Raw genomic sequence first — 19,998 nt, forward strand, 5'->3', positions numbered from 1 at the left:
GTAAATCATGCTCATAATCCTGCCTGTCCCACTTGCAAACTGCTCCTGACAGATGTCAGAGCGCCTCATCCCCAAATACTCATCACAGATCTTCGTCACCGGCTGGACCAAAAAAAGGCATTTTTAGGGCCCCCCTTGAGAGGTTGCCCCAAAAACACATCAAATTTTGGATTTCCAGTTGCAAGTTCCAAGGGTGGCTGAAACTTGCATGTTTTTCAAAAACAGGCACTAATCCGCCGGTTTTCCCCCATATCCGTGCCCTGCCCCCAGACTCACATTAAGGGTGACAAAGTCAGTTCCCAAATTGCGCAGGTTCTGGGACAAAAGAAAGTTGGCCGTGGCAACCGATTGTTCGGCGTCCAGAAGATCGCGCACGGTGGCACCCTCCCGGCCAACAAGTCCACGCGTCAGTTCCACGGACTCCCGGTAAAGGCGTACGGTGTCCCGCGAAGAGTTTGCCGACGCCAGGCTGCCGGAATAGTTCACCAGCGAGTTTTCAACTTCCTCAACTGCCCCGAGGACATCGGATTGCCACCTGGTCAGCGCCTGGTTGGCCCGAGACTGTTGCGCCTCGACCCGCGCCCGGCGGGAGCCTTCAGGCAAAGCAGGCAGTCGTAGGGTTGGGCCAAAGAAATAATCCGACGCTTTGGTGCCCCCATAGGATGACAGAGAAATTTCCCCGGAAATAGACAGTGACGGGTAGAGTTCCGCAGTTCTGACGCCAACATCCGCCACAGCGACATAGTAAAGCCGCTCTGCAACGCGCAGATCCGGACGGTTGCGTAATAAATCCGCCGGGATACCAATATCGGCACGCACGCCTGCCAGCGGCTGCCCCTTGCCGGAAGATACCAGACGGCCATCCGGAGCACCGGACGTTTTACCAAGCAGTGTTGCGATCCGGTTTTGTTGAATTCGGACTGCGGCCTCGGACCGCGGGATCAGAGAACGTGTTTCCGAAACAAGCGCCTCAGAGCGCACTATGTCCAGACGTGTAGCGACACCACTTGCCTGCAGCTGTTTGATAAGGTCGAGTGTAGTTTTGCGGGACTCTAACTCGGCCCGGCGCAGTTGCACCGATCGCTGCTGAAACCGGAGATCAATGTAAGCTGTTGCTATGTTGGACAAAAGTAGCAACCGCGCCGCATCCAGCTCCGCCTCCGCAACATCGATTTCGCCCTGCGCGCCCCGAAGCTCTGCCGCCCGGCCGCCCCAGGGGTCCAGCAACCAGTCGAATCCGAATGTGCCATCGCCTCCGTTAGCGTCGCTGATGTCACGTCCACCTTCGCGCCCTGCCCTGACTGTGCCGGTGACTGTAACTGACTCAGGTACAGAACGTGCCAAGGCTTGCGCCTCTTTCACCCGTTCCTTTGCCACGGCAAGATCCAAGTTGCCCGCTAACGCCTCTTCGACAAGCGCATTCAGAGTCGGGTCGTTGAATCTGGTCCACCACGCCACTTCTTCCTGTGGTACAGGAAGGCCCGAAGTCTTGGCAACATAGGATGGTCCAAATGCAAAACTCGGGGTCAGAAATTCCGGAGTAACATCGCAACTGGCGACGACCAGTACGCTCGCAACGCACATCACACCGCGCAGCGATTTCCGCTGGTCAGTCCTTGTCATGTTCTGCTCCTGCCTCGCCCCATGCCGCTTTTTACGACTTTTTTAGGGGCATCATTCGAATAAAAACTTTGCCATTACGTCAGTGATCGAGCAATATTTATGCTTATTTTTAGGTAGTTATCCTGATGTATGCGGCTTTTGTGCCCCACCTAATTGTGGATAAAAACTTCACGAGCACTAAATATAGCACCAATTGCAGCCAAATTTTGCCACACTTCTAGAAGAGGTTATCGACAAAGCATTCGCAATTATCTGGAATTACTGCCCATACCCTTGGCTGGGCCAATTCTGCAAACGGTGGTTCAGTCGTGATTAGAAAACTTCGCCAGATGACTTCAAAGGGATCAAACGTGCCGGTTCTTTTGGCATTATTGATACCTCTATTCTCTGCCGTACCTATGAAATCGAGCGCTAACAATGCTGCTAATAGTCGATACATTCAAGTTCTAGGCGCAATAGCAGCACCCTCCGGCGCAACTAAGCTTTGCACCACATATGAGTGGGCATGTGCGACGACTAGGAAGTCCAATGGGCTCTCAAACCGGACCCTGAAAATGGTAGGGGATATTAACAAAAAAATAAACGGGCGAGTCCGTAGCGTCTCCGATCAGGCACAATACAAAAAGCGCGAAGTCTGGGCTCTGCCAACCAGAAAAGGCGGGGATTGCGAAGATTTCGCTCTACTGAAGAAGCGCGAACTGATTGCTCTTGGCATTGATCCGTCGCGCCTACTTTTGGCAACGGTTTTTGACCGTAGACAAGGCGCGCACGCTGTTTTGGTTTTGCGCACCGAGGGGGGTGATCTGATCCTCGACAACCTGACCAACAAAATTCAACCTTGGCGGGCCACTCAATACACGTTCATGCGCATGCAGAACCCACAAAAACCCACAACGTGGGTTGCAGTTTCCGCTGGAATTTGACGTGATAGCTAGGCGCAGCAAAAGATATTGACTGCTGTGCCTGCAACTACCTAATCGACATATTATTCTGTTGCTTTAGCCCGTCCGCGACGACGACGAGCTGCCAAGCCCAACCCGCCCAAGGAGCCGATGAGCAGGAAACCCGCCCCCGGGAGAGGCACTTGGTTGAAAACAACTTCGCCGATGGCACAAGCATTATCATTATATTGCCAAATGGAGCCGGGGCTTGCACTCTGTGGGCAGCCGGATCCTGCAAGGCGAATGTAGCGGAACTCTGTGGTTTCAAAATTGAAAATATCCGCTGCATAATCCCCGACCCTTTCGTGGTTAGTCGGTGATAAGCCACTCAAAAGAGTCAAAAAGTTCAAACCGTCTTGCGAAATGGAAATATCAAGCGAGTGTATTCCGGAATAGTCCTCATTCCATAGAGCCATTTTGTTGATTTGTCGCAACTGCCCAAAGTCGTAGGTCACTGTGACGGCCGTCTGACCGACATCGGCCCACCATTCAGTAGCCCAGTAACTACTATGAGTCGTAGTTGTCACAAACGCATCAAAATCAGTGACCCCAGAGACGTAGTTACTAGAAAGGCCGCTTTGGTCATAGGTGGCGGAAATTGGACCGGAGCTAGATCCGCCTACGTCGACAACTGCGCTCACAGCCCCCACGGTCGCAGCATGTACGGCACCAGTGGAGATCATACCCAGCACGGTCAAAAGACCGATGGTCACAAACTTTTTACTCATAGCGTTTTCCTCAAAGTACTTGCTAGATAGTGCCCAATCATTACGTCGCGCACTTCTACAAAAAACTTGTTCAACTTGTTCAACCACCGCGACCTGGAGGGCAACTGCCGCCACACCCATTGTCTGCGGGGTCTTCTGATTCCGGCGCAGGGCCTTCTGGTTCCGGCGCAGGGCCTTCTGGTTCCGGCGCAGGGCCTTCTGGTTCCGGCGCAGGGGAGTCTGTCTCCGGGCCTGAAGTGGATCGACTGATACCGTCAGGGCCTGCGGGTTCATCGCCGTTATCACCGATAGCTGCAGTTGGCAAATCACTCAAAATAGCTGCCAGAGGAGGGCATTTTTGGGATGTCTCTGCGAGGAAATCCCCAAATTTTCTACTTCTTTGGATGTAGCTCACCATACCTTTGGTGACAGTCGTGCAAGCGCACAGTTCGGACGGACTCGAGACCTGTCGAGCCGTTTTTACAGTGCACTGCTTTTCAGGGAACCCCGCATTTTTGGCGACACTCACACCAGAGCTGCCAAGCAACGAAGCGCCGGCCAAAAGACCAACGGCTACTACATTCGATATTCTGAGCATTTTGCTTCTCACTCATCAAAATGCCCACACCCATAATAAGTCTGAGCAATAACGGCAAAGCTGTCAAGTTTTAGCCCTATTTCTGCCTTGCTTCACTTAAAAGACTGACCAATCAAGCGCCACCCCCATTTTTGTTTTGATTTGAGAAACATATAGTCACATTTTTGCCATATTTACGAATCACCCCATACCAAAACGCGCAAAATGCAAACTCTATAAAAAACCTCTGAGCGCCACAGTTGTTGTGACCGTCTCAAGTGGGCCACGACTTATACTTTTATTTGGGATGCATACGTTTTTTGGTTGGTGGTAAACCTGGGACCGGATCGCTCAACAAACAAGGCCGCAGCTTGCCTTGTGGGTGTGGGCAATGAGCTGCGACCAAGCGTCCGCAATCGGACACTAGATACATATGCATCCAATCGTAGCAAATTTAGGGGAAGTCCTGCAATAAATTCCCCAGAACCCATTCGCCAAACCCTCAACTTTCCCGAGCCGCAAACACAAGGCAGAATTGGCCCGCCACATTCCAGTCACATTTTTTCCAAAATGAAGACAGAGTTTTTCAAAGGTCACCGTAGATAGGGATAGAAAAATGGGACAGGTTTAACTGGTGGAGCACCATTCCGTTCATTTTGGAATTTTTTGCACCAATTTATTTTGGAATGGCTGCCCCACACGAATAGTTTCACTGCCTGCGCCGATTGGGCGCGTTTAGCCCAGTCGGCCTTCTTAGAAGGAGAATACCGATGAGCATCACTCCGCCGCCTCTCCCACCCCAGCCGTGTCAAGTGCCTCTGGTGGTGAAAAAGCCCCCCCCCTTCCCTTCCAGCTACGACCCGCATCATTTCAAAGACAACTTTTGACGGATTTGCCCGGCCCTGACACAGACCGCCCCACGTTCACGGGGCCGCACCAAGAACGGGCAACCGGTGGATCAGCTCTCCCGGAATGTATATGATAGCTGATCCATCAGAGGATTGAGCAGATAGCTCAGGATGGATTGGTTACCTGTCTGCAGGAACACCTCGACCGGCATGCCGGGCAGCAGTTCAGCCTCGCCCAGCCTCTCCAGTTCTGTATCTGACAGCGCCACATTCACGCGGTAAAAGCTGCGCCCCGTTGATGGATCGGTGACACTATCAGGAGAAACCCCTGAAATAGAGCCTGTAAGTTCCGGCGTGGAGCGCTGGTCAAACGCGGGGAAGCGAACGCGCGCCTCCTGACCCAGATACACCGTGTCGATCGCATCCGGCGGGACCTGAACTTCAAAGTCCACCCCTTGCGAAATCGGAACGACTGACATCAGTGTTTCCAACGGGGGTATAACCCCGCCGCTGGTCCAGATCTGCATTTCATGCACAATCCCCGTAACAGGAGAGCGGATTTCAAGCTGCTTCATTTGCGCTTCTGTGCGAGCCAGTTCCAATAAGTTTTCGCTTATTTTTGCCGCCACATCCCGTTGTTCAGTAATGACCTTTTCACGAAATTCCCGTTCAGTCTGCGTAATCTCCAGATCAGCATCACGGATGGAATTGCGCATCCTGGATATTTCTGACTGGTGCAGTGCAATCTGCCCTAGGATCCCGGCTTTCCGTCCCTGAAGCTCCAGCAAACGGCTTTCGGGCACTAGCCCCTGGGCAAGCAGGGTTTCAAGATTTTTTACTTCGCGTGTGATGAACGCGCTTTGCTGCTGAGAGGCTACTATTTGAGCCTCAAGCCCTTTGATCTGGGCTTCATGTTGGAGTTTTAGCTCCTTCAGTTGGGCATATTGGCTCTCAAGGACTGCGCGGCGTGATTGAAAGAGTTCTTGCTGGCCAGATAAGTGTTTCTTCACAGCGCCTGTATCAACATAGCTGCCAACCTGCAGTGGTGGAAATGTATCAAGCTGGCGCCGCTCTGTATCAAGCCTAACTTCACGTGCGATCAGTTCCGCCAATCGCCCGCGCATAATATCGCGGTTTATCTCGGCAAGGGCCGGGTCCAATTGCACAACGACCTGACCTGCTTCCACCCGATCGCCATTATTGACCTTGATGTCACGAACTACTCCACCTTCCAAGCTTTGCACAGGCCGCGGTTTCCCTTGAACAAGCACCTGCCCTTGGGCAATCACAGCGCTATCAATCTTTATGAAGTAGAAGAGTGCAAAAATAGCAAACAGGGCCAGAAAACCAATAAACCCTCCCCGTCGCTCTCCGTAACTCAGTTCAGTTTTAACCCGTGCGACTTCCATGGCGCGTCACCCAACCTTTTTGTTTCTGGCGGGAACAGCGCGCATGGCCAGCCGGTAGATTTCTTCACGAGGACCAAACTGTGCTAACTTGCCCTGGTAAAGGATCAGCACCTTGTTCGCCTCTGCCAGTACATTCGGCTGATGGGCCATCACGACCACGGTGGATCCTCTTTTGCGCAGGAAGCGGATGGTTTCAACCAGCGCCTCGTCGCCATGACCGTCCAGATGGGCATTGGGCTCATCCAGAACAATCAGGCTGGGCAAACGGTAAAGGGCGCGCGCCAGTCCGATCCTCTGGACCTGTCCCCCGGACAACGGCTGCTCTGGCACCCCTACCGGGGTTGCGTAGCCCACTGGGAGTCCCAGGATCAGCTCATGCACCCCTGCAGCGCGCGCCGCCGTAAAGATATCGCCTTCCCGCGCCTTGGGATCAAACCGCGAAATATTCTCTGCAACCGTCCCCGGCAACATTTCCACATGCTGGGGCAGATACCCGATATGGCGCCCCAGAACATCCGGATCCCATTGTGTCAGGGTCGCCCCATCCAGGCGGACTTCACCTTCATCTGGCTGCCAGCTTCCGACCAGAAGGCGCGCCAGGCTGGATTTGCCCGCAGCATTGTTTCCGATGACACCAAGCACATCTCCTGCCTCCAGATCAAAACTCACCCCATCCAGAATGTGTTTGCGCCCACGCTGTGCCCCGCCTGACATGTTCTTGGTCACGCCGGTCAGGCTTATGGCCCCCAGCGGGGCTGGAAGCGATACCCGGGGCTTTTCTGCAGAAACAGAGTCTAAACTTTCTTTCAGGCGGCGATGCGCCACAAAGGACCGGCTGATGCTGCGCCACTGGCCAATCACCTGATCCACCGGGGCCAGCGCGCGACCTGCAAGGATCGATGTGCCGACAATCATGCCCGCCGAGATTTGTTGATTGAGTGCCAGATAGGCGCCAGCCGTCAAAAGCATCGATTGCAGCAGCAACCGGAAAGCGCGCGATCCTGCAGAAAATACATCCGACCGGTCCCCGCCCTTTTGACTTGGGACAAGGCTTGCATCATGCATCTCGCGCCAGCGCTCACTCACCACGCCACGCATCCCCAGGGCGCGGATGGTCTCGCTGTTTCGCAGAACCTGGCTCGAGAAGGCGCGCTCGGCGCCCTCCCGCGCCATGGCAACCGTGGTTGTATGGCTTGTGACCCACTGGTTGATCAGGGCAGTGGCCACCACAATCCCCGCTCCAGCCAGCGTCAGATAGCCTAGCCAAGGGTGAATGATGAACACCGCCACAAGAAAAATCGGTATCCAGGGAGCATCGAACAATCCGCGAATGGCAGGGCCAGACAGAAAACTGCGCATGATCTCGAGATCGCGCATCACGTTCCCGGCGCCAGCCGAGGTCTCACCCTCCTGCTCAAGTAACTGACGGAACCCGGTCGTGGAGGTCAGGGCATCCAGACGATAGGCCGCGCGCGACAGGATCCGTGAGCGCATGAACTCGTAAACACCCAGAAAAAGGTAAAGCACCACGACGATGGCAAACAGGCCGGTGAGAGTCGCCATCGACCCACTGCTCAGAACACGGTCATAGATCTGCAGCATATAAAGCGGCCCGGTCAGCATCAGGAGGTTGATCACCGCACTGAACAGACCAGCCTGCACAAAGCTGCGCCGCAACTGGCGCAAGGCTGTGCGGTAAGGGCGTTGCATCTTATTTTTCTGCACGTCTGCCGCTCCGTCCTTCACGCTACCCGGTTTCGATCTGCTCCGGCACCGCACCACGCATGTTTACAGTCTCTAACATAACACATTCTGCTCTCATCACGTCTTCTCAACGCTGTCCCTATCGCCATCGCGTGGAGAAAACCCTAGCGGCCCTGCCCCCATTTTTTGCCAAACGGCCCTTTATGTTCAGTTCCATTGCTTTCCTCTACCCTCGTGCCGCCCGGGCTTTCAACCATCCCAGAAAGGCATGATCTGGTGATACCAGCCGTTTTCGGCCGGTTTCCGCCCACCAGCTGCGCCATTCGGCCTCCAGCGCATAAACATCGGCTCCGGGCATCATCTCACGCGCCATCCCAAGCGTTTCGGGACCCAGTACAGGCGCCCCAGATATTTCCACCACCTGCTCGGCGCGTGAGAACCGGATTAGGTCCCCTGGTTCTTCCTCCATGTGATATTCCGGCAGATGCGCCGCCTGGATCATCTTGCGCAGTGCTGCCCGAAACACACGCAACGGAGCCGCGCTGCCGGATTTTTTGTGCAGGGTCGCCACGCTCACCCGCCACTCGGGCTGACGACCGCAATGCTTGCGCACCAATTCGTAAATGCGCCGCTCCAGCGGTTTACGCAGACGAAAATAATCTCGGCTGAGTGTGAGGACCGATTTTGACACCACAGCCCGAAACAGCCACTCACTCAGCGTCACGGTCACGCTGACCATCCGCCCTCCCTGGCTGCGCCGCACGATCTTCCAGCTTTCGATCAGCCCAAAGCCGGACGTGGTCTCGGTCTCGGCCGTGGGAATATTGGTGGTGATCCGTGTTCCGGCCAGCCGTTCGAATGCTTCGCGCAATCGGGCATAGCTGTCACCGCTGGTGTCTCGGTTGGTCGCCACCAACAAATCATGCGCCCGCAACTGCAGGGTTCTGGAAATCTCGCGCCCCGCATTCAGCGCCGCCATCAGCTGGCTGATGCAATAGATAAGGATATCCTTGTCGTGGATGGTGGCCCGCCCCCGGACCGAAGGCGTCACCTCAACCGTATTTCCATTATGCTCATAGGACAGGATACGGCGGTCCGGCCGGGTCGACAGGGAAAAGATAGGATGTTCCATGCTGCCCAGATCGTCCTTGGGGCTCGCGTCAAAAACATCGCAAACGAACAGATCTCCCGTCGGGTGCCTGTCCGGCATCAATCCATGTACATGTGAAAGACTATTCTGCCCGCCTGCCATATCTGTCCCATCAACACGCACGGGCCCTATCCTGAACCTCGCACATCTTCGCCATTGTTTTGGGTCTACCCGGCCCCTGAATCACCCGCTTTGCGGGTTTGTTATCGGCGTTTTAATGACACCCTAAAGTTATCCACAGGATGCGTCCAGCACCAGTATTGCATTTTCGGCGGATCAGAGTCGGGGCTTCGGCGGATCAGAGTCGCCTTAACGGGGTTTCAGAGTCACGTACTTGAAAGAAATGCCAAAATACGCCTTAAAAAAAAGAGCAAGCAGCTATCAAGGTTTTCCCCTAACTAAACAAATAACCTATAAATAACAAACAAACAGGCTCATTTCAGCGCCAAATTCTTCCTGAAAGGCTTGAAATACTCATATTTGCTTAGAAAAAATCGGTTTTGTTCGCATTCTTCTCGCATGTTCGCATTTCCCTGGTATACTGCAGAAAAGAGCTAACATCGCAGGTTTTCTATGGCTTCTGAATCTCAGGCAAAACTCCCCCCTTATTTCAGCATTGATCCCGACCAGGCGCTGTCTTCTCTTGGCCCTTCCACCGGTACAGACGGATTTGGAGTCATCGCTAGAGCCTGCGATGCGGGACGGCAGGATCTGTCCAGTCGGGGACTTGAGGAAAGCGGTGAGCGATCATTGCGCATGTTTTCAACCTGGGAAATCACCCGCTATCTGATTCCAGTTGCTAAAGGACATTTCCGGCGCGTCCTCAAGGCGAATCCGGATCTGCCGCAAGGGCGCAGTGAAACCACAGCAGGGGCTAAATGGTTTACTCTGGATGAAGTTCTGAAACTACGCGCCTTTTTTGCGGCCGAAGGGTCCAAGGCGAAAGAGTACCTGCCTTATCGCCCAGCAGATCTGCCAGCCAAGATGGTTGCCGTCGCCAACTTCAAAGGCGGTGTTGGCAAGACCAGTACCGCCGCCCATCTGGCTATGTCCGCTGCGCTGGACGGCTACAAGGTGCTTGTGGTGGATCTCGACAGTCAGGGATCGATGACATCAATCTTTGGGGGGCAGGTCGAAGATGAATGGCAAACTGTTTTTCCTCTGCTGGCACGCCACTATGCCGGATATCAGCGCCTTGAGAACCAGCGGCGACTGGATCGCGGCGATATTCCTCAACCGCTGGATGATACCCTGTCTGATGCGCTGGACGTAAAAACGCAGGATATCGTTCAAAAAACCCACTGGCCCAATATCGACATTATGGGCGCGCAGCTCAACCTCTACTGGGCCGAGTTCCAGATTCCGGTCTGGCGCATGCAGGGGCGCGGCTGGAAACTCTGGGATGCCTTGTCTGACGTGTTCGAAGAAGATGGCATTCTAGGCGAGTATGACCTTGTCTTCATCGATACACCCCCTGCCCTTGGGTATCTTACAATCAACGGACTGGCCGCCGCTGATATCCTTCTGGTGCCGCTTGGCGCCTCGTTCCTTGAGTTTGACAGCACCGGTCGTTTTTTTGACATGCTGCATTCCACGTTCTCGTCGATTGAAAGTGCCGAAAACCTCGCCGCCCGTGCCTTGGGGCGCGATGAGATGGCGTTTCAATGGGATGCGGTGCGTGCCGTTGTGACCCGCTACGACAGCACGCAACAGGCCGAAATGGCGGCGTTGATGCAAGCCTATCTTGGGCCAACCCTCTCTCCCCACCGACAGGACTTTACCGCGCTGATCGGTCAAGCAGGCGAGCAGGTGCAGGGCATCTACGAAGCCGACTATCGCAACTTCAACCGCGAGACTTATGTGCGCGGGCGGCAGACCTTTGATGTCACCTATGCAGCCTTTAAGCAGCTTTTGATCGGAGCCTGGCGGCGGGATGAATTGGCCCAGAAGGAGGCTGTCGCATGATGAATGCCGGGGTTCTCCGTTTTTCTCGATTGTTTCGCGTGCGAAACATTCTGACAGACCTCGATCAGTGCACTCAGGCTCTGTTATGGGCTGATTGGCGCAGTATGCGTCCCGTTTGGAAAGACAAAGGTGCTCAATGGCCAAGCGTAAACGACTGACTCCACCCCAGGCCCTGTTCATGGGCGACACTCAGACCGACGCGCAGCACGCACCGTCGCCACAGGCCGGACGCGCCCCGATTGCCGATGTTGCCGGTGATGCCTCGAACGCGGCGGCTCTTGATGAGATGGTTCATGTATGGCGGCAGGCTCGGGAAGAGGGGAGGATGGTTCTAACACTGTCATTAGACTCTATCAAAGCCGATTACCTGGTGAGGGATCGCGCCATCCTCGATGTCGAAGGCATGGAAACGCTCAAGAACAGCTTGCGCCAGCGGGGTCAGCAGACCCCGATCGAGGTCGAAAATCTGGGGCAGGGGCGATATGGCCTGATCTCGGGCTGGCGGCGTCTTCAGGCGCTCAGGCAATTGGAGCAAGAGAAGGTTCCCGGAGGGCGGGATTTTGATACGGTGCTGGCCCTTGTGCGGTCTCCTAAACACTCTGCCGATGCTTACCTGGCCATGGTCGAAGAAAATGAAATCCGGCTGGGTCTGAGCTTTTACGAGCGTGCCCGAATTGCGGTAAAAGCAACAGAAGCCGGTGTGTTCGAGACTGAACAAGACGCTTTGAGGGGGCTTTACGGTGCCGTGCCCCGAGCCAAACGGTCCAAGATCAAATCCTTTATTCGCATTGTGCATGCACTGGATGGTGGTTTCCAATACCCCGAGGTGATCAGTGAGAAGTTGGGGTTGGCCCTGTCCAAGGCTCTGGAGGGGGAGGCAACCCTGGGATCACGTTTGCGCGGAGACCTGAGAGAGGCGAGGGCGTCAGGCAAGATTACCGATGCCGCGTCCGAGCTGGCCTGTATTCAGGCTGCTCTTGTTGCCCCCTCCCCCCGCGCGCCAGCGCTAAAATCAGACTCTGGAAAGGGCGAAAACCGATCTCAATCTGCAAAGAGCGATGTGAAACTCCGCACCAATCCGGACGGTAGCCTGACGCTCTTTGGCCCGTCTGTGAATGTAGAATTCCGGGCCCGGTTGATGCGCTGGTTGTCTAGCGCAGATTGATAGATGTGGTGACTGTTGACGCAAAACGTAAAAAGGGGCGGCGACAACAGCCGCCCCTTTTAATAGGATCAAAAAGCTGCGCCAGTTTTAGGCGGCTTTCTTTTTCTTACGACGACGTCCTGCAAATCCTATTGCTCCGATGCCGGCAAGCAGCATGGGGGCAGCTGCAGGGAGGGGGATTGGCGCAATATCATTGCCTACAAAGGTTATTCCTGTTGTAACGGAGCTTCCAAAGCCCTTGAATTTGCCTTCTTCCAGATAGAAATCGATCGAGGAGCCCTGCGCAATGTGGTTTGGAAACTGTTCTGGCCATTTTTGCGTTGTTGTTTCCCGGAGGGAAACAACAGTTTGCGGCTCGCTTTTGTTCGCCCTCCTGCGCACGTGATTCGATCCTTCGGGGAGTTCCGGGGAAAATGTTTCGCACGCGAAACATACCTTCGGGTCCGTCAGACAAAAACAGCGCCTCGAAAGGCGCTGTTGAACGGTACCGTTTTTGGTGTTGAGCGTATCAGGCAGCTTTGCGTTTGCGACGCCGCAGGCCTGCCATGCCCCCAATGCTCCCAAACCCTGCAGCGGGTGAAGGAACCAGCGTGGCGGTAACAAAGTCCTGATGCCGACCGTCTTCGGTGCTTTCCAGAAAGGTCAGGCTCATGCGCTGGGGATCCGTATAGTTCTTTGCGGCAGTCAGATATCCGTTTGCAAGCCCTAGAATACTGGTGTTGGCCAAACCCTGGAATGCGCCGGTGCTCAGGCTGAAGCCCTAACCATAGGTTGTCCCCTACAAGGCCAGTTGAAATGCGGCTGCCGTGTCTTTGTTGTGGTTGTGTGAACAAAGTGCCTTTCCCATCCTTGAAAACGTCTGATTACCGCCTGATGATACCTTCATGAAGAAACAATTGATGTCCGTGCTATCCGGCGCTTTTGCTTGTGCCTCCAGAGATCTGAGCCCGCATGAGGCGTTTGGGGCCATTGGCGATATACACGGGTGCGCGGATTTGCTGGACCTTTTGCTGGAGCGGCTGGAACGGGACGCACCCGCGAAAACCATTGTTCTGGTGGGAGACTACATCGATCGGGGCCCGGACAGTGCCGGCGTCCTGGCACGCTTGATGGCATTTGAGGCAGAACATCCTGCGAATGTGATCTGTCTGATGGGCAATCATGAGGTGATGTGTCTTGAATTTCTGGACGCCCCTGCAGAAACCGGACCCGGCTGGTTGCGCTGTGGCGGGCAGGAAACGCTGGATAGTTTTGGGATTGAGGCACCGGAAACGCCCAAAGATTTACCCGATGCCCGCGATCAGCTTGTGGCCGCGATGGGCCCCGACATGATCCGCTGGCTGCGCGCGCGGCCCCTGTTCTGGCAAAGCGGAAATGTCATTGTCAGCCATGCTGGTGGCGATCCCAATGCGCCGCTGAACCCAAGGCGCGGTCATGGGCTTCTGTGGGGGCATCGGGACACTCTGAAATATGCCCGCAGGGATGGCAACTGGATGGTGCATGGCCACTATATTACTTCAGAGCCCGGCCCGATTAAGGGGCGGATTCCCGTGGATACAGGGGCCTATCACAGCGGGGTGCTGACAGCGGCTCTTGTTGGGGAAGGAGATGTGCAAATAATGCAAGTAAAGGCAGATTGAGCAGCCCAAAAAGTGAGCCGCCAGCCAGCTGTCTTTGGACGTGTTCGTTCTGAAATGTTTAGATTAAGAAAATACAGCCGCGCGCGTCAGCGAAACGCCGCACCCTCAGGCCGGAACGTCGGGATGAGGGCCTGAGATTTGCCGGTCGCGATGCAGCGCCGACGACGCAAGCATACCCGCAGTGATGAGCAGCGCGCCAAGAACACCGCTTCCGGAGTAAATGGCGAGCGCCATCAGAACGGAATGTCCTGAAACCAGTGCCATGACAGCAGCGGTTCCACCGATACACATTGCGAGTACTAGAATGCCCAACATAACTGCTCCTCTGACGGCGGAATTGGCGTCTTGTGGATCAGGTTAGGACCTAATGCTTAACGCTCTGTTAAACGCCGCTTCCGACCACTTTTGCATATTTCGGGGCGTTTGTGGTGAAATTGTGGCATCACTATGCCCCTGATGTGCGGATTAGCGCCTATCCCAACCGTCCGCTCAGTCCGCGGCGGATCATACCGAGAAAGTTTTTCAGGTTGAACGCACCTCCATGGGGTAAATCAAGAATGCGGTTGTAAAATGGCGAAAAGATTAGTCTCGTAAAGGGGATGCTCTTTTTGAAATAAAGCGGATTGGGGCGAGGCAGGATATGTCGGGCGAAAGTGGGAGTGGGGATGATGTAGCCCCGCCACAGGCGCGTCTGTGGCGCGCGCCGGCGGTTCTTGGCCTTGTGATGATATGTTGCGCGATAGAGCTGACTCTGATGGCTGCGGATGCAGGGTTGGTGGGCACGCGCCTCTGGCGCGGAATTGTCTATCAGAATGGCGCCTTCTGGGCAGGATTGCTGGACAACTGGCGCCCTAACTTTCCTTTGCAGCCCTTGAGCATGTTTGTCACTTATGCGTTCCTGCATGGCGGTTTCTGGCATCTGGCCGGGAACATGGTTGCGCTTGCCTTCCTGAGTGATATCGCGTTGCAGCGTGTGGGGCAGGGGGCTTTTGCCATGATTTACGGCGTCTCTGCTTTGGGGGGAGCAATTGTGTTCGGGCTTCTGACCCAAAGCGCTTCACCCATGGTCGGGGCGTCCGGAGCGCTGTTTGGACTGGCCGGTGCGTGGCAGTTCTGGAGATGGTGTGATCTGTGCGATGAAGGTTTGAGCCGCTTGCCGGTTTGGCGTACCACGGGGGGGCTTGTGGTTTTGAACTTCATGATGTGGTGGCTGATGGAGGGCGCGCTTGCCTGGGAAACCCATCTTGGCGGCTTCATATTTGGATGGGGTGTTGCATATTTTGTAAACCTTTGTAATCATATGAAAAAATTTAATTAATCTAGTCTGGATTTTCCTTGTATATGCGGAGCTCCGGGATTGAGTGATGGTGGGGAGAGTATTATGGGGAAAAGCACCCCGCATGTGATGGCGGTTGCCTCTGCTGGTGGGCACTGGATTCAACTGACCCGGTTGTCACCAGCCTGGCGGGATTGCAGGGTTACGTATGTAACAACGAACCCTGATCTGCGGAATATGGCAAAGGATGTTGCTGCAGCTGCAGGAGTGAAACAGGCTGATTTCCATTCGGTTGCTGATGCAAATCGCAGTCGGAAATTCCGCCTTTTGTTGTCTTTGCTGCAGATTGCCTTTGTTATGCTGCGCCAGCGGCCTGATGTGGTCATTACGACCGGGGCAGCACCGGGATACTTTGCGCTTCGCCTGGGTCGCCTCATTAAGTGCAGAACGGTCTGGGTCGACAGTATTGCCAATGCTGATGAACTGTCTCTGTCTGGCCAGATGGCCGGGAAACATGCCGATTTATGGCTCACGCAATGGGAACATCTGGCCTTGCCGGAAGGCCCTGAATTTCACGGAGCGGTGGTTTGATTTTTCTCGCAGTCGGAACGCAGCTTCCTTTTGACCGTTTGGCCAGAGCACTGGATGGCTGGTGTGCGCAGACCGGTCGCGGCCGCGAGGTGTTTGGACAAATTGGCAAAATGGGACCAGAAAGTTTTAGGCCCACGCATTTCGAGTGGCAGGCGCAGATCGCGCCTGATCAGTTCAATACGAAGATGCAACAGGCTGATGTGATCGTTAGTCACGCAGGTATGGGGACAATAATCACAGCACTGAACCTTGGAAAACCTCTTGTCATCATGGCGCGTCGGGCGCATCTGAACGAGCACCGCAACGACCACCAACATGGAACTGTCAAACGGTTCAGAGAACGGGAAGGTGTGTTTGCAGTTGAGAATGAGAAGGAACTGTCAGATACGCTCGTAAAGTTGTTGGCAGACGGGGTTGAGATGCAGGAAGAACGCATATCACGTTTTGCCGACGAGAGCCTGACCAATGCGTTGCATGAGCTCATACATAAACACTGACGCGTCTGCTTTGACTTTGTCCGAGGGATTGGCTGCATGGATCAAGAGAATCTACCGCCAGACAGGCTGCTGGCAGCTTTGAACAACCAGACAGCCACGGTTGGCGTGGTCGGGCTGAGCTATGTTGGCCTGCCTTTGGAGGTGACGGCGGCGTCGCGAGGCTTTACGGTGCTGGGGTTTGATCTTGATGACAGCAAAATCACCGCGCTGGACAAGGTCGAGAGCTATATCGATGCGGTTACTACGCCCGACGCTTTGGCAGAGGTGACCGAGGCCGGGCGGGCTGGATATTCCGGTGGTTGATACACGTAACGCCTTTGCCTCCCGGGGGCTGCCCATGACTAGGGTCACCAAGGCTTGAAACGTCTGCTCCAAGAAACCCGGTCCTTTCAGAGGCTTCGGTGTGGGCTGATGTCGGTCCTGACAGGTTTGGGAATATCTGCATCGGCGGGACCGCTTGCCGCAGAGGAGGCAGCGATACCGGCTCCGATCTCCGCCAACGGTCGGGTCGTTGTACTGACCCCCCGGAACACGCAGGAACTCTCTGGGAAACGCCGGTTGGCGCGGATTGCTTTTCCCAATGCGCCGGTCTCCGTATTGGGCGCACATCTGAAAGACCCCGCCCACCAGTTTTTGCGTCGCCTTGTGGTGAGCGGGCAGGCGGCGGGCAATGTTGGGGATCTGTATGAAAACCGGGATCGCAATCATTCCCGCCTGTCGCCCAAGGCCTTTCCACAGCTGACCCATGTGACCTACGGAGAGGTGTTTCAGAAACAGGGGCTGGATTATGGTCTTGGCCAGACAATGTTTTTTGATGCACCGCTGATCGGCAATTCGTCCACAGCTGTGAAGGGCAACCCGTTGTGGCGATCATTACCACGGCTGGCGCTGACAACAGGGGGAGGGGCCGAGCGTCTTTTCCAGAACTATGTGACCGGCCAGATTCACGTTTATCCCGAAAACGCCGATCATGATCCTGAAAGCGGCGACCTTCTACCGGCAAACACCCCCTATATGCTGATCTCTCAAGGGTCCTCCGGATCTGACCGGCCGCATCTGGAGGCGCTGGCCATGATCCTGGCGGCGTTCAGGCCTGACACCAAGGCGTTCCTGCGTGAAAACGGTCTGGTCGCTTCGACAGTGCAGATGGTTTATCGCCGTGCCCGTGTCGGGGTGCGCACCCGCGCGGCTTATCTGAGTGGTGCGGCTCACCCAACAGTTTTCCGAGATCGGGATATTGCTCTGGCGCGGATGGTGGGGCTGGCCAATGCTATCCAACCGGGCGAGGTGCCGCCGATGGTGCGGCTGAAAGTTCTGGAAGAAAGCCGCGCGACCGAGGGGATCGACTATTTCGGCAAGGGGCTGGGGGAACGTCTGTTTGATACCCCGTCGGCGATCGCCCGCGTCTGGAGATCCCGTGAAGGCCGCCGCAGCATGGTTGTGACCGCTGCTGATACCAAGGATCCCAATGGGCGTGACTTGAGCTTTGAGTGGGTCGTGTTGCGCGGGGACCATGACCGCATCCAGATCACGCCCTTGTCCGAGGATGGGCGCTATGCGCAAATAGATATGGACTGGCAGGCGCCACAGCCAGCGCCTGGGTCCCCGGATATTATGTCCAGCCGGATTGATATCGGGGTATTTGCTAATAACGGTATTCATGACAGCGCACCGGCATTTATTTCGGTTCTGCTGCCACAGCATGAGACACGGGACTATGCGTTTGATGCAGATGGCCCGCCGAAGGTGAAAAGGATCGACCGGCAGGCGCAGAAAGGTGTCTATGTCGACCCACGCGTGTTTCCGGATACTCGCTGGAAGGATGTCTATCACTATGATGACGAAGGCCTGATCTCGGGCTGGACACGCTATCGGCGCGGCGACGAAGGAGAATACAATTCGGAAGGCCGTCGGAGTTTGCAGGATGGGTCAGGCGGTCTTGGAGCGGTCAGCTATCTGTTGGAGCGGGGCGAAAAGGGTCGCTTTGTAGTGAAAGAACAGCCGTTCGGGGCAGGGGAGTGATATTCCCTGTTCAAGCGTGTTTTGAGACTCTGATCCAGCCGAGCGGAAGCAGGAACAGGCCACCGCCTAGCAGAAGCAATGCAGATGCCGGCAGTGGGACAGGGGCTATTATCCAGGCGCTTTCGACATTCTCGATGCCAAAAGCCCACAAACTGGAGCGATTGGCACCGGTCCAGTCGCAGAACTGACCATTGCTGCATCCGAATTCACCGGTAAAGAAACCATCGCCGGTTTCAACAAATTCATCAGACAGTGTTGAAGCCAGATAGGCGTAGTTGCTCCACTGGGAAACGGCGGCTGTGTAGGTTCCCGGTGCCAGATCAAATGTGTCACCGGCGTCGTAGGTGGCCCTGGTACTCGGATCAGCCTGAGCCAGACCGGTAGTGTCATCATCGGTTTCACCGATAAAGTTTTCTGCCGCGTCGTAGAGTGTAAGGATGGGGTCAAACCCACCGGCCGGAACCACGGTGCCGTCGGGCTGGATGCCCCCACCGTAAGAATAGGTTCTGATCACAACACTTGTTGATGTGTCGCTGGTCGTGATCAGGTTTTCACCGACAGTGAAATAGATGTATTCCACGGTATCATCCTGGCTGAGTTCGCCGGAAAATGAAAAACTGGCCGCCTGAACAACCATGCTGCTCGCGACCAAATAGACAGCCGACGCCAACAAGATGTGAATTCGCTTCGTCAAATGGCTTCCCCAGAATACTTTGAGTTGAGTATACGCGAAACTTTCTAAAAGCCAAACTGACACAATGCTTGAACGTATTCTGGGCTAATGCGGGCAGTTGGAGGGCTCGGTTTTCAGTTTCTAGAAACTGACCTAATAACGCTCTATAATATTGAATATTAATTAAAATATGCAGGAGAAGTACTTTGCGAAAATTGTGGTCGCGTTTGCCCAAGCTTGATTTTTGACAAGATTGTGCGAAACTTTTGGTGTCGCGAGTTTCTAAGATTTTTGAATATCTTACCGGGCTCCAGTTGATTTTGGGGAGTCTGAGCCAATTTTGCCCCTGTTTCAGGAGAATACAATGACGATACGAAGCCTCGCCTGCTGTCTGCTGATGCTCTTTGCGACTTCGGCTCGCCTCGAAGCCTCCACTCCCATTGGAACTGTCGTCAAAGTTGCTACCAAAGCCCAGCTTGTCTCAGGCGGCGAGAGTGTGTCTTTGCGGTCCGGGATGGAAGTACAGAGTGGAGACCTTATCAAGACAAATGGAACGGGTATGGTTCAGCTGGTTTTTGTTGATGAGACAAAAATAGTGATAGGCCCGAATGCCTCGATGGTTCTTGAAGTCACGATGTTGAGGAACAGGGAAAAGGCAGACAACTTTGCGGTTAAGGCGCTTGGCGGAAGCTTTCGGTTCATTTCTGGAAAAAGCCGGAAAAAGGCATATAAAATCACAACCCCTACTGCGACGATGGGGATCAGGGGCACTACATTCGATTTCTGGGTGGCGGATCACAAACAGACATCGGTGATAATCCTGAGTGGCGCTGTGCGAATGTGCGGGCAGGCCCGGACGTGCAAAAGTTTTTCCGGAGACTGCAGCTATATGTCAACAGACTCCCGTGGACAAGTCGGCATTGTCGAACCGGGCCAAGATGCGACCAGAGCGGTACAGGCCGGGTTTCCCTTCCTCTTGAATCAGTCTGATTTGCGAGAGGGTTTTCAAGCAGATACAGCGTCTTGTGGAAAGTATGTAGCTGTCGCAGTCAAAAAAACGAAAGCTGTGGTGGACGATACAACCCCTTATGACCCTGGTAGCGGCGCCTCTGACGAGCCCGAACCTGATGCCCCCGAACCTGATGCCCCCGAACCTGATGTCCCCGACAAACCGGACAGGCCCAGCCAGCCCGCCCCTTCCAAGCCATGA

At 54.9% G+C, this 19,998-nt stretch carries 19 protein-coding genes; 10 read left to right on the plus strand and 9 right to left on the minus strand.

What is annotated here, in order from left to right:
- Positions 1 to 228: 228 nt before the first annotated feature.
- Complete coding sequence (locus Q0932_RS18995) at positions 229 to 1,623, minus strand: efflux transporter outer membrane subunit (RefSeq protein ID WP_299356594.1); 1,395 nt, start codon at positions 1,621 to 1,623, stop codon at positions 229 to 231.
- A gap of 308 nt (positions 1,624 to 1,931) precedes the next feature.
- On the opposite strand from Q0932_RS18995, the gene Q0932_RS19000 reads away from it, so the two are divergent.
- Positions 1,932 to 2,546: a transglutaminase-like cysteine peptidase gene (locus Q0932_RS19000; protein ID WP_299356596.1), complete on the plus strand. Its 615-nt coding sequence runs from the start codon at positions 1,932 to 1,934 to the stop codon at positions 2,544 to 2,546.
- Between the two features lie 62 nt (positions 2,547 to 2,608).
- Here the strand turns inward: Q0932_RS19000 and Q0932_RS19005 are convergent, their stop codons facing one another.
- The 4 genes from Q0932_RS19005 to Q0932_RS19020 all read right to left on the minus strand — a co-directional run bounded on the left by Q0932_RS19005 (position 2,609) and on the right by Q0932_RS19020 (position 9,019).
- Positions 2,609 to 3,292: a hypothetical protein gene (locus Q0932_RS19005; protein WP_299356599.1), complete on the minus strand. Its 684-nt coding sequence runs from the start codon at positions 3,290 to 3,292 to the stop codon at positions 2,609 to 2,611.
- Positions 3,293 to 4,806: 1,514 nt separating this feature from the next.
- Positions 4,807 to 6,105 (minus strand): HlyD family type I secretion periplasmic adaptor subunit, encoded by a 1,299-nt coding sequence (locus Q0932_RS19010; protein ID WP_299356602.1) that lies wholly within the window; start codon positions 6,103 to 6,105, stop codon positions 4,807 to 4,809.
- A 6-nt stretch (positions 6,106 to 6,111) separates the two neighbouring features.
- Entirely contained in the window at positions 6,112 to 7,830 is a 1,719-nt protein-coding gene (locus tag Q0932_RS19015) for a type I secretion system permease/ATPase (protein WP_299356605.1), read from the minus strand.
- Positions 7,831 to 8,035: 205 nt separating this feature from the next.
- Entirely contained in the window at positions 8,036 to 9,019 is a 984-nt protein-coding gene (locus Q0932_RS19020; protein WP_299356662.1) for a replication initiator protein A, read from the minus strand.
- 513 nt (positions 9,020 to 9,532) lie between these two features.
- Here Q0932_RS19020 and Q0932_RS19025 point away from each other — a divergent pair.
- Together Q0932_RS19025 and Q0932_RS19030 are read left to right on the plus strand one after the other, a co-directional pair.
- Positions 9,533 to 10,924 carry an AAA family ATPase gene (locus tag Q0932_RS19025; protein ID WP_299356608.1) on the plus strand — a complete coding sequence of 464 codons (1,392 nt, stop codon included), beginning with the start codon at positions 9,533 to 9,535 and terminating at the stop codon, positions 10,922 to 10,924.
- A 136-nt stretch (positions 10,925 to 11,060) separates the two neighbouring features.
- Positions 11,061 to 12,089 (plus strand): ParB N-terminal domain-containing protein, encoded by a 1,029-nt coding sequence (locus Q0932_RS19030; protein ID WP_299356610.1) that lies wholly within the window; start codon positions 11,061 to 11,063, stop codon positions 12,087 to 12,089.
- An 87-nt stretch (positions 12,090 to 12,176) separates the two neighbouring features.
- Here the strand turns inward: Q0932_RS19030 and Q0932_RS19035 are convergent, their stop codons facing one another.
- Entirely contained in the window at positions 12,177 to 12,470 is a 294-nt protein-coding gene (locus Q0932_RS19035) for a VPLPA-CTERM sorting domain-containing protein (protein ID WP_299356612.1), read from the minus strand.
- 127 nt (positions 12,471 to 12,597) lie between these two features.
- Positions 12,598 to 12,741, minus strand: a complete 144-nt coding sequence (locus tag Q0932_RS19040; protein ID WP_299356614.1) for a PEP-CTERM sorting domain-containing protein — start codon at positions 12,739 to 12,741, stop codon at positions 12,598 to 12,600.
- 232 nt (positions 12,742 to 12,973) lie between these two features.
- Between Q0932_RS19040 and Q0932_RS19045 the strand changes: the two genes are divergently transcribed.
- On the plus strand, positions 12,974 to 13,729 hold the full coding sequence (locus Q0932_RS19045; RefSeq protein ID WP_299356616.1) for a metallophosphoesterase: 756 nt from the start codon (positions 12,974 to 12,976) through the stop codon (positions 13,727 to 13,729).
- Positions 13,730 to 13,834: 105 nt separating this feature from the next.
- On the opposite strand, the gene Q0932_RS19050 is transcribed toward Q0932_RS19045, so the two are convergent.
- Positions 13,835 to 14,044 (minus strand): hypothetical protein, encoded by a 210-nt coding sequence (locus Q0932_RS19050; RefSeq protein ID WP_299356618.1) that lies wholly within the window; start codon positions 14,042 to 14,044, stop codon positions 13,835 to 13,837.
- A 325-nt stretch (positions 14,045 to 14,369) separates the two neighbouring features.
- Here Q0932_RS19050 and Q0932_RS19055 point away from each other — a divergent pair, with 325 nt between their 5' ends.
- From Q0932_RS19055 to Q0932_RS19075, 5 genes are all read left to right on the plus strand, one after another.
- Positions 14,370 to 15,047 carry a rhomboid family intramembrane serine protease gene (locus Q0932_RS19055; RefSeq protein ID WP_299356620.1) on the plus strand — a complete coding sequence of 226 codons (678 nt, stop codon included), beginning with the start codon at positions 14,370 to 14,372 and terminating at the stop codon, positions 15,045 to 15,047.
- 63 nt (positions 15,048 to 15,110) lie between these two features.
- A complete protein-coding gene (locus Q0932_RS19060; RefSeq protein WP_299356622.1) occupies positions 15,111 to 15,596 on the plus strand; it encodes a UDP-N-acetylglucosamine--LPS N-acetylglucosamine transferase in 486 nt (161 codons plus the stop codon).
- On the plus strand, positions 15,593 to 16,093 hold the full coding sequence (locus Q0932_RS19065; RefSeq protein WP_299356624.1) for a glycosyltransferase: 501 nt from the start codon (positions 15,593 to 15,595) through the stop codon (positions 16,091 to 16,093). The genes Q0932_RS19060 and Q0932_RS19065 overlap by 4 nt, the downstream gene beginning before the upstream one ends.
- A gap of 36 nt (positions 16,094 to 16,129) precedes the next feature.
- Positions 16,130 to 16,396 (plus strand): hypothetical protein, encoded by a 267-nt coding sequence (locus tag Q0932_RS19070; protein WP_299356626.1) that lies wholly within the window; start codon positions 16,130 to 16,132, stop codon positions 16,394 to 16,396.
- Positions 16,397 to 16,504: 108 nt separating this feature from the next.
- Positions 16,505 to 18,115, plus strand: a complete 1,611-nt coding sequence (locus tag Q0932_RS19075) for a hypothetical protein (protein WP_299356628.1) — start codon at positions 16,505 to 16,507, stop codon at positions 18,113 to 18,115.
- A 10-nt stretch (positions 18,116 to 18,125) separates the two neighbouring features.
- Here the strand turns inward: Q0932_RS19075 and Q0932_RS19080 are convergent, their stop codons facing one another.
- Complete coding sequence (locus tag Q0932_RS19080) at positions 18,126 to 18,809, minus strand: DVUA0089 family protein (RefSeq protein ID WP_299356630.1); 684 nt, start codon at positions 18,807 to 18,809, stop codon at positions 18,126 to 18,128.
- Between the two features lie 493 nt (positions 18,810 to 19,302).
- Between Q0932_RS19080 and Q0932_RS19085 the strand changes: the two genes are divergently transcribed.
- The gene (locus Q0932_RS19085; protein WP_299356664.1) at positions 19,303 to 19,998 is read left to right on the plus strand and encodes a FecR domain-containing protein; all 696 of its coding nucleotides are present in this window, start codon (positions 19,303 to 19,305) and stop codon (positions 19,996 to 19,998) included.

It is taken from the genome of uncultured Shimia sp. (assembly GCF_947498095.1).
In the GTDB taxonomy this organism is placed as follows: domain Bacteria; phylum Pseudomonadota; class Alphaproteobacteria; order Rhodobacterales; family Rhodobacteraceae; genus Shimia.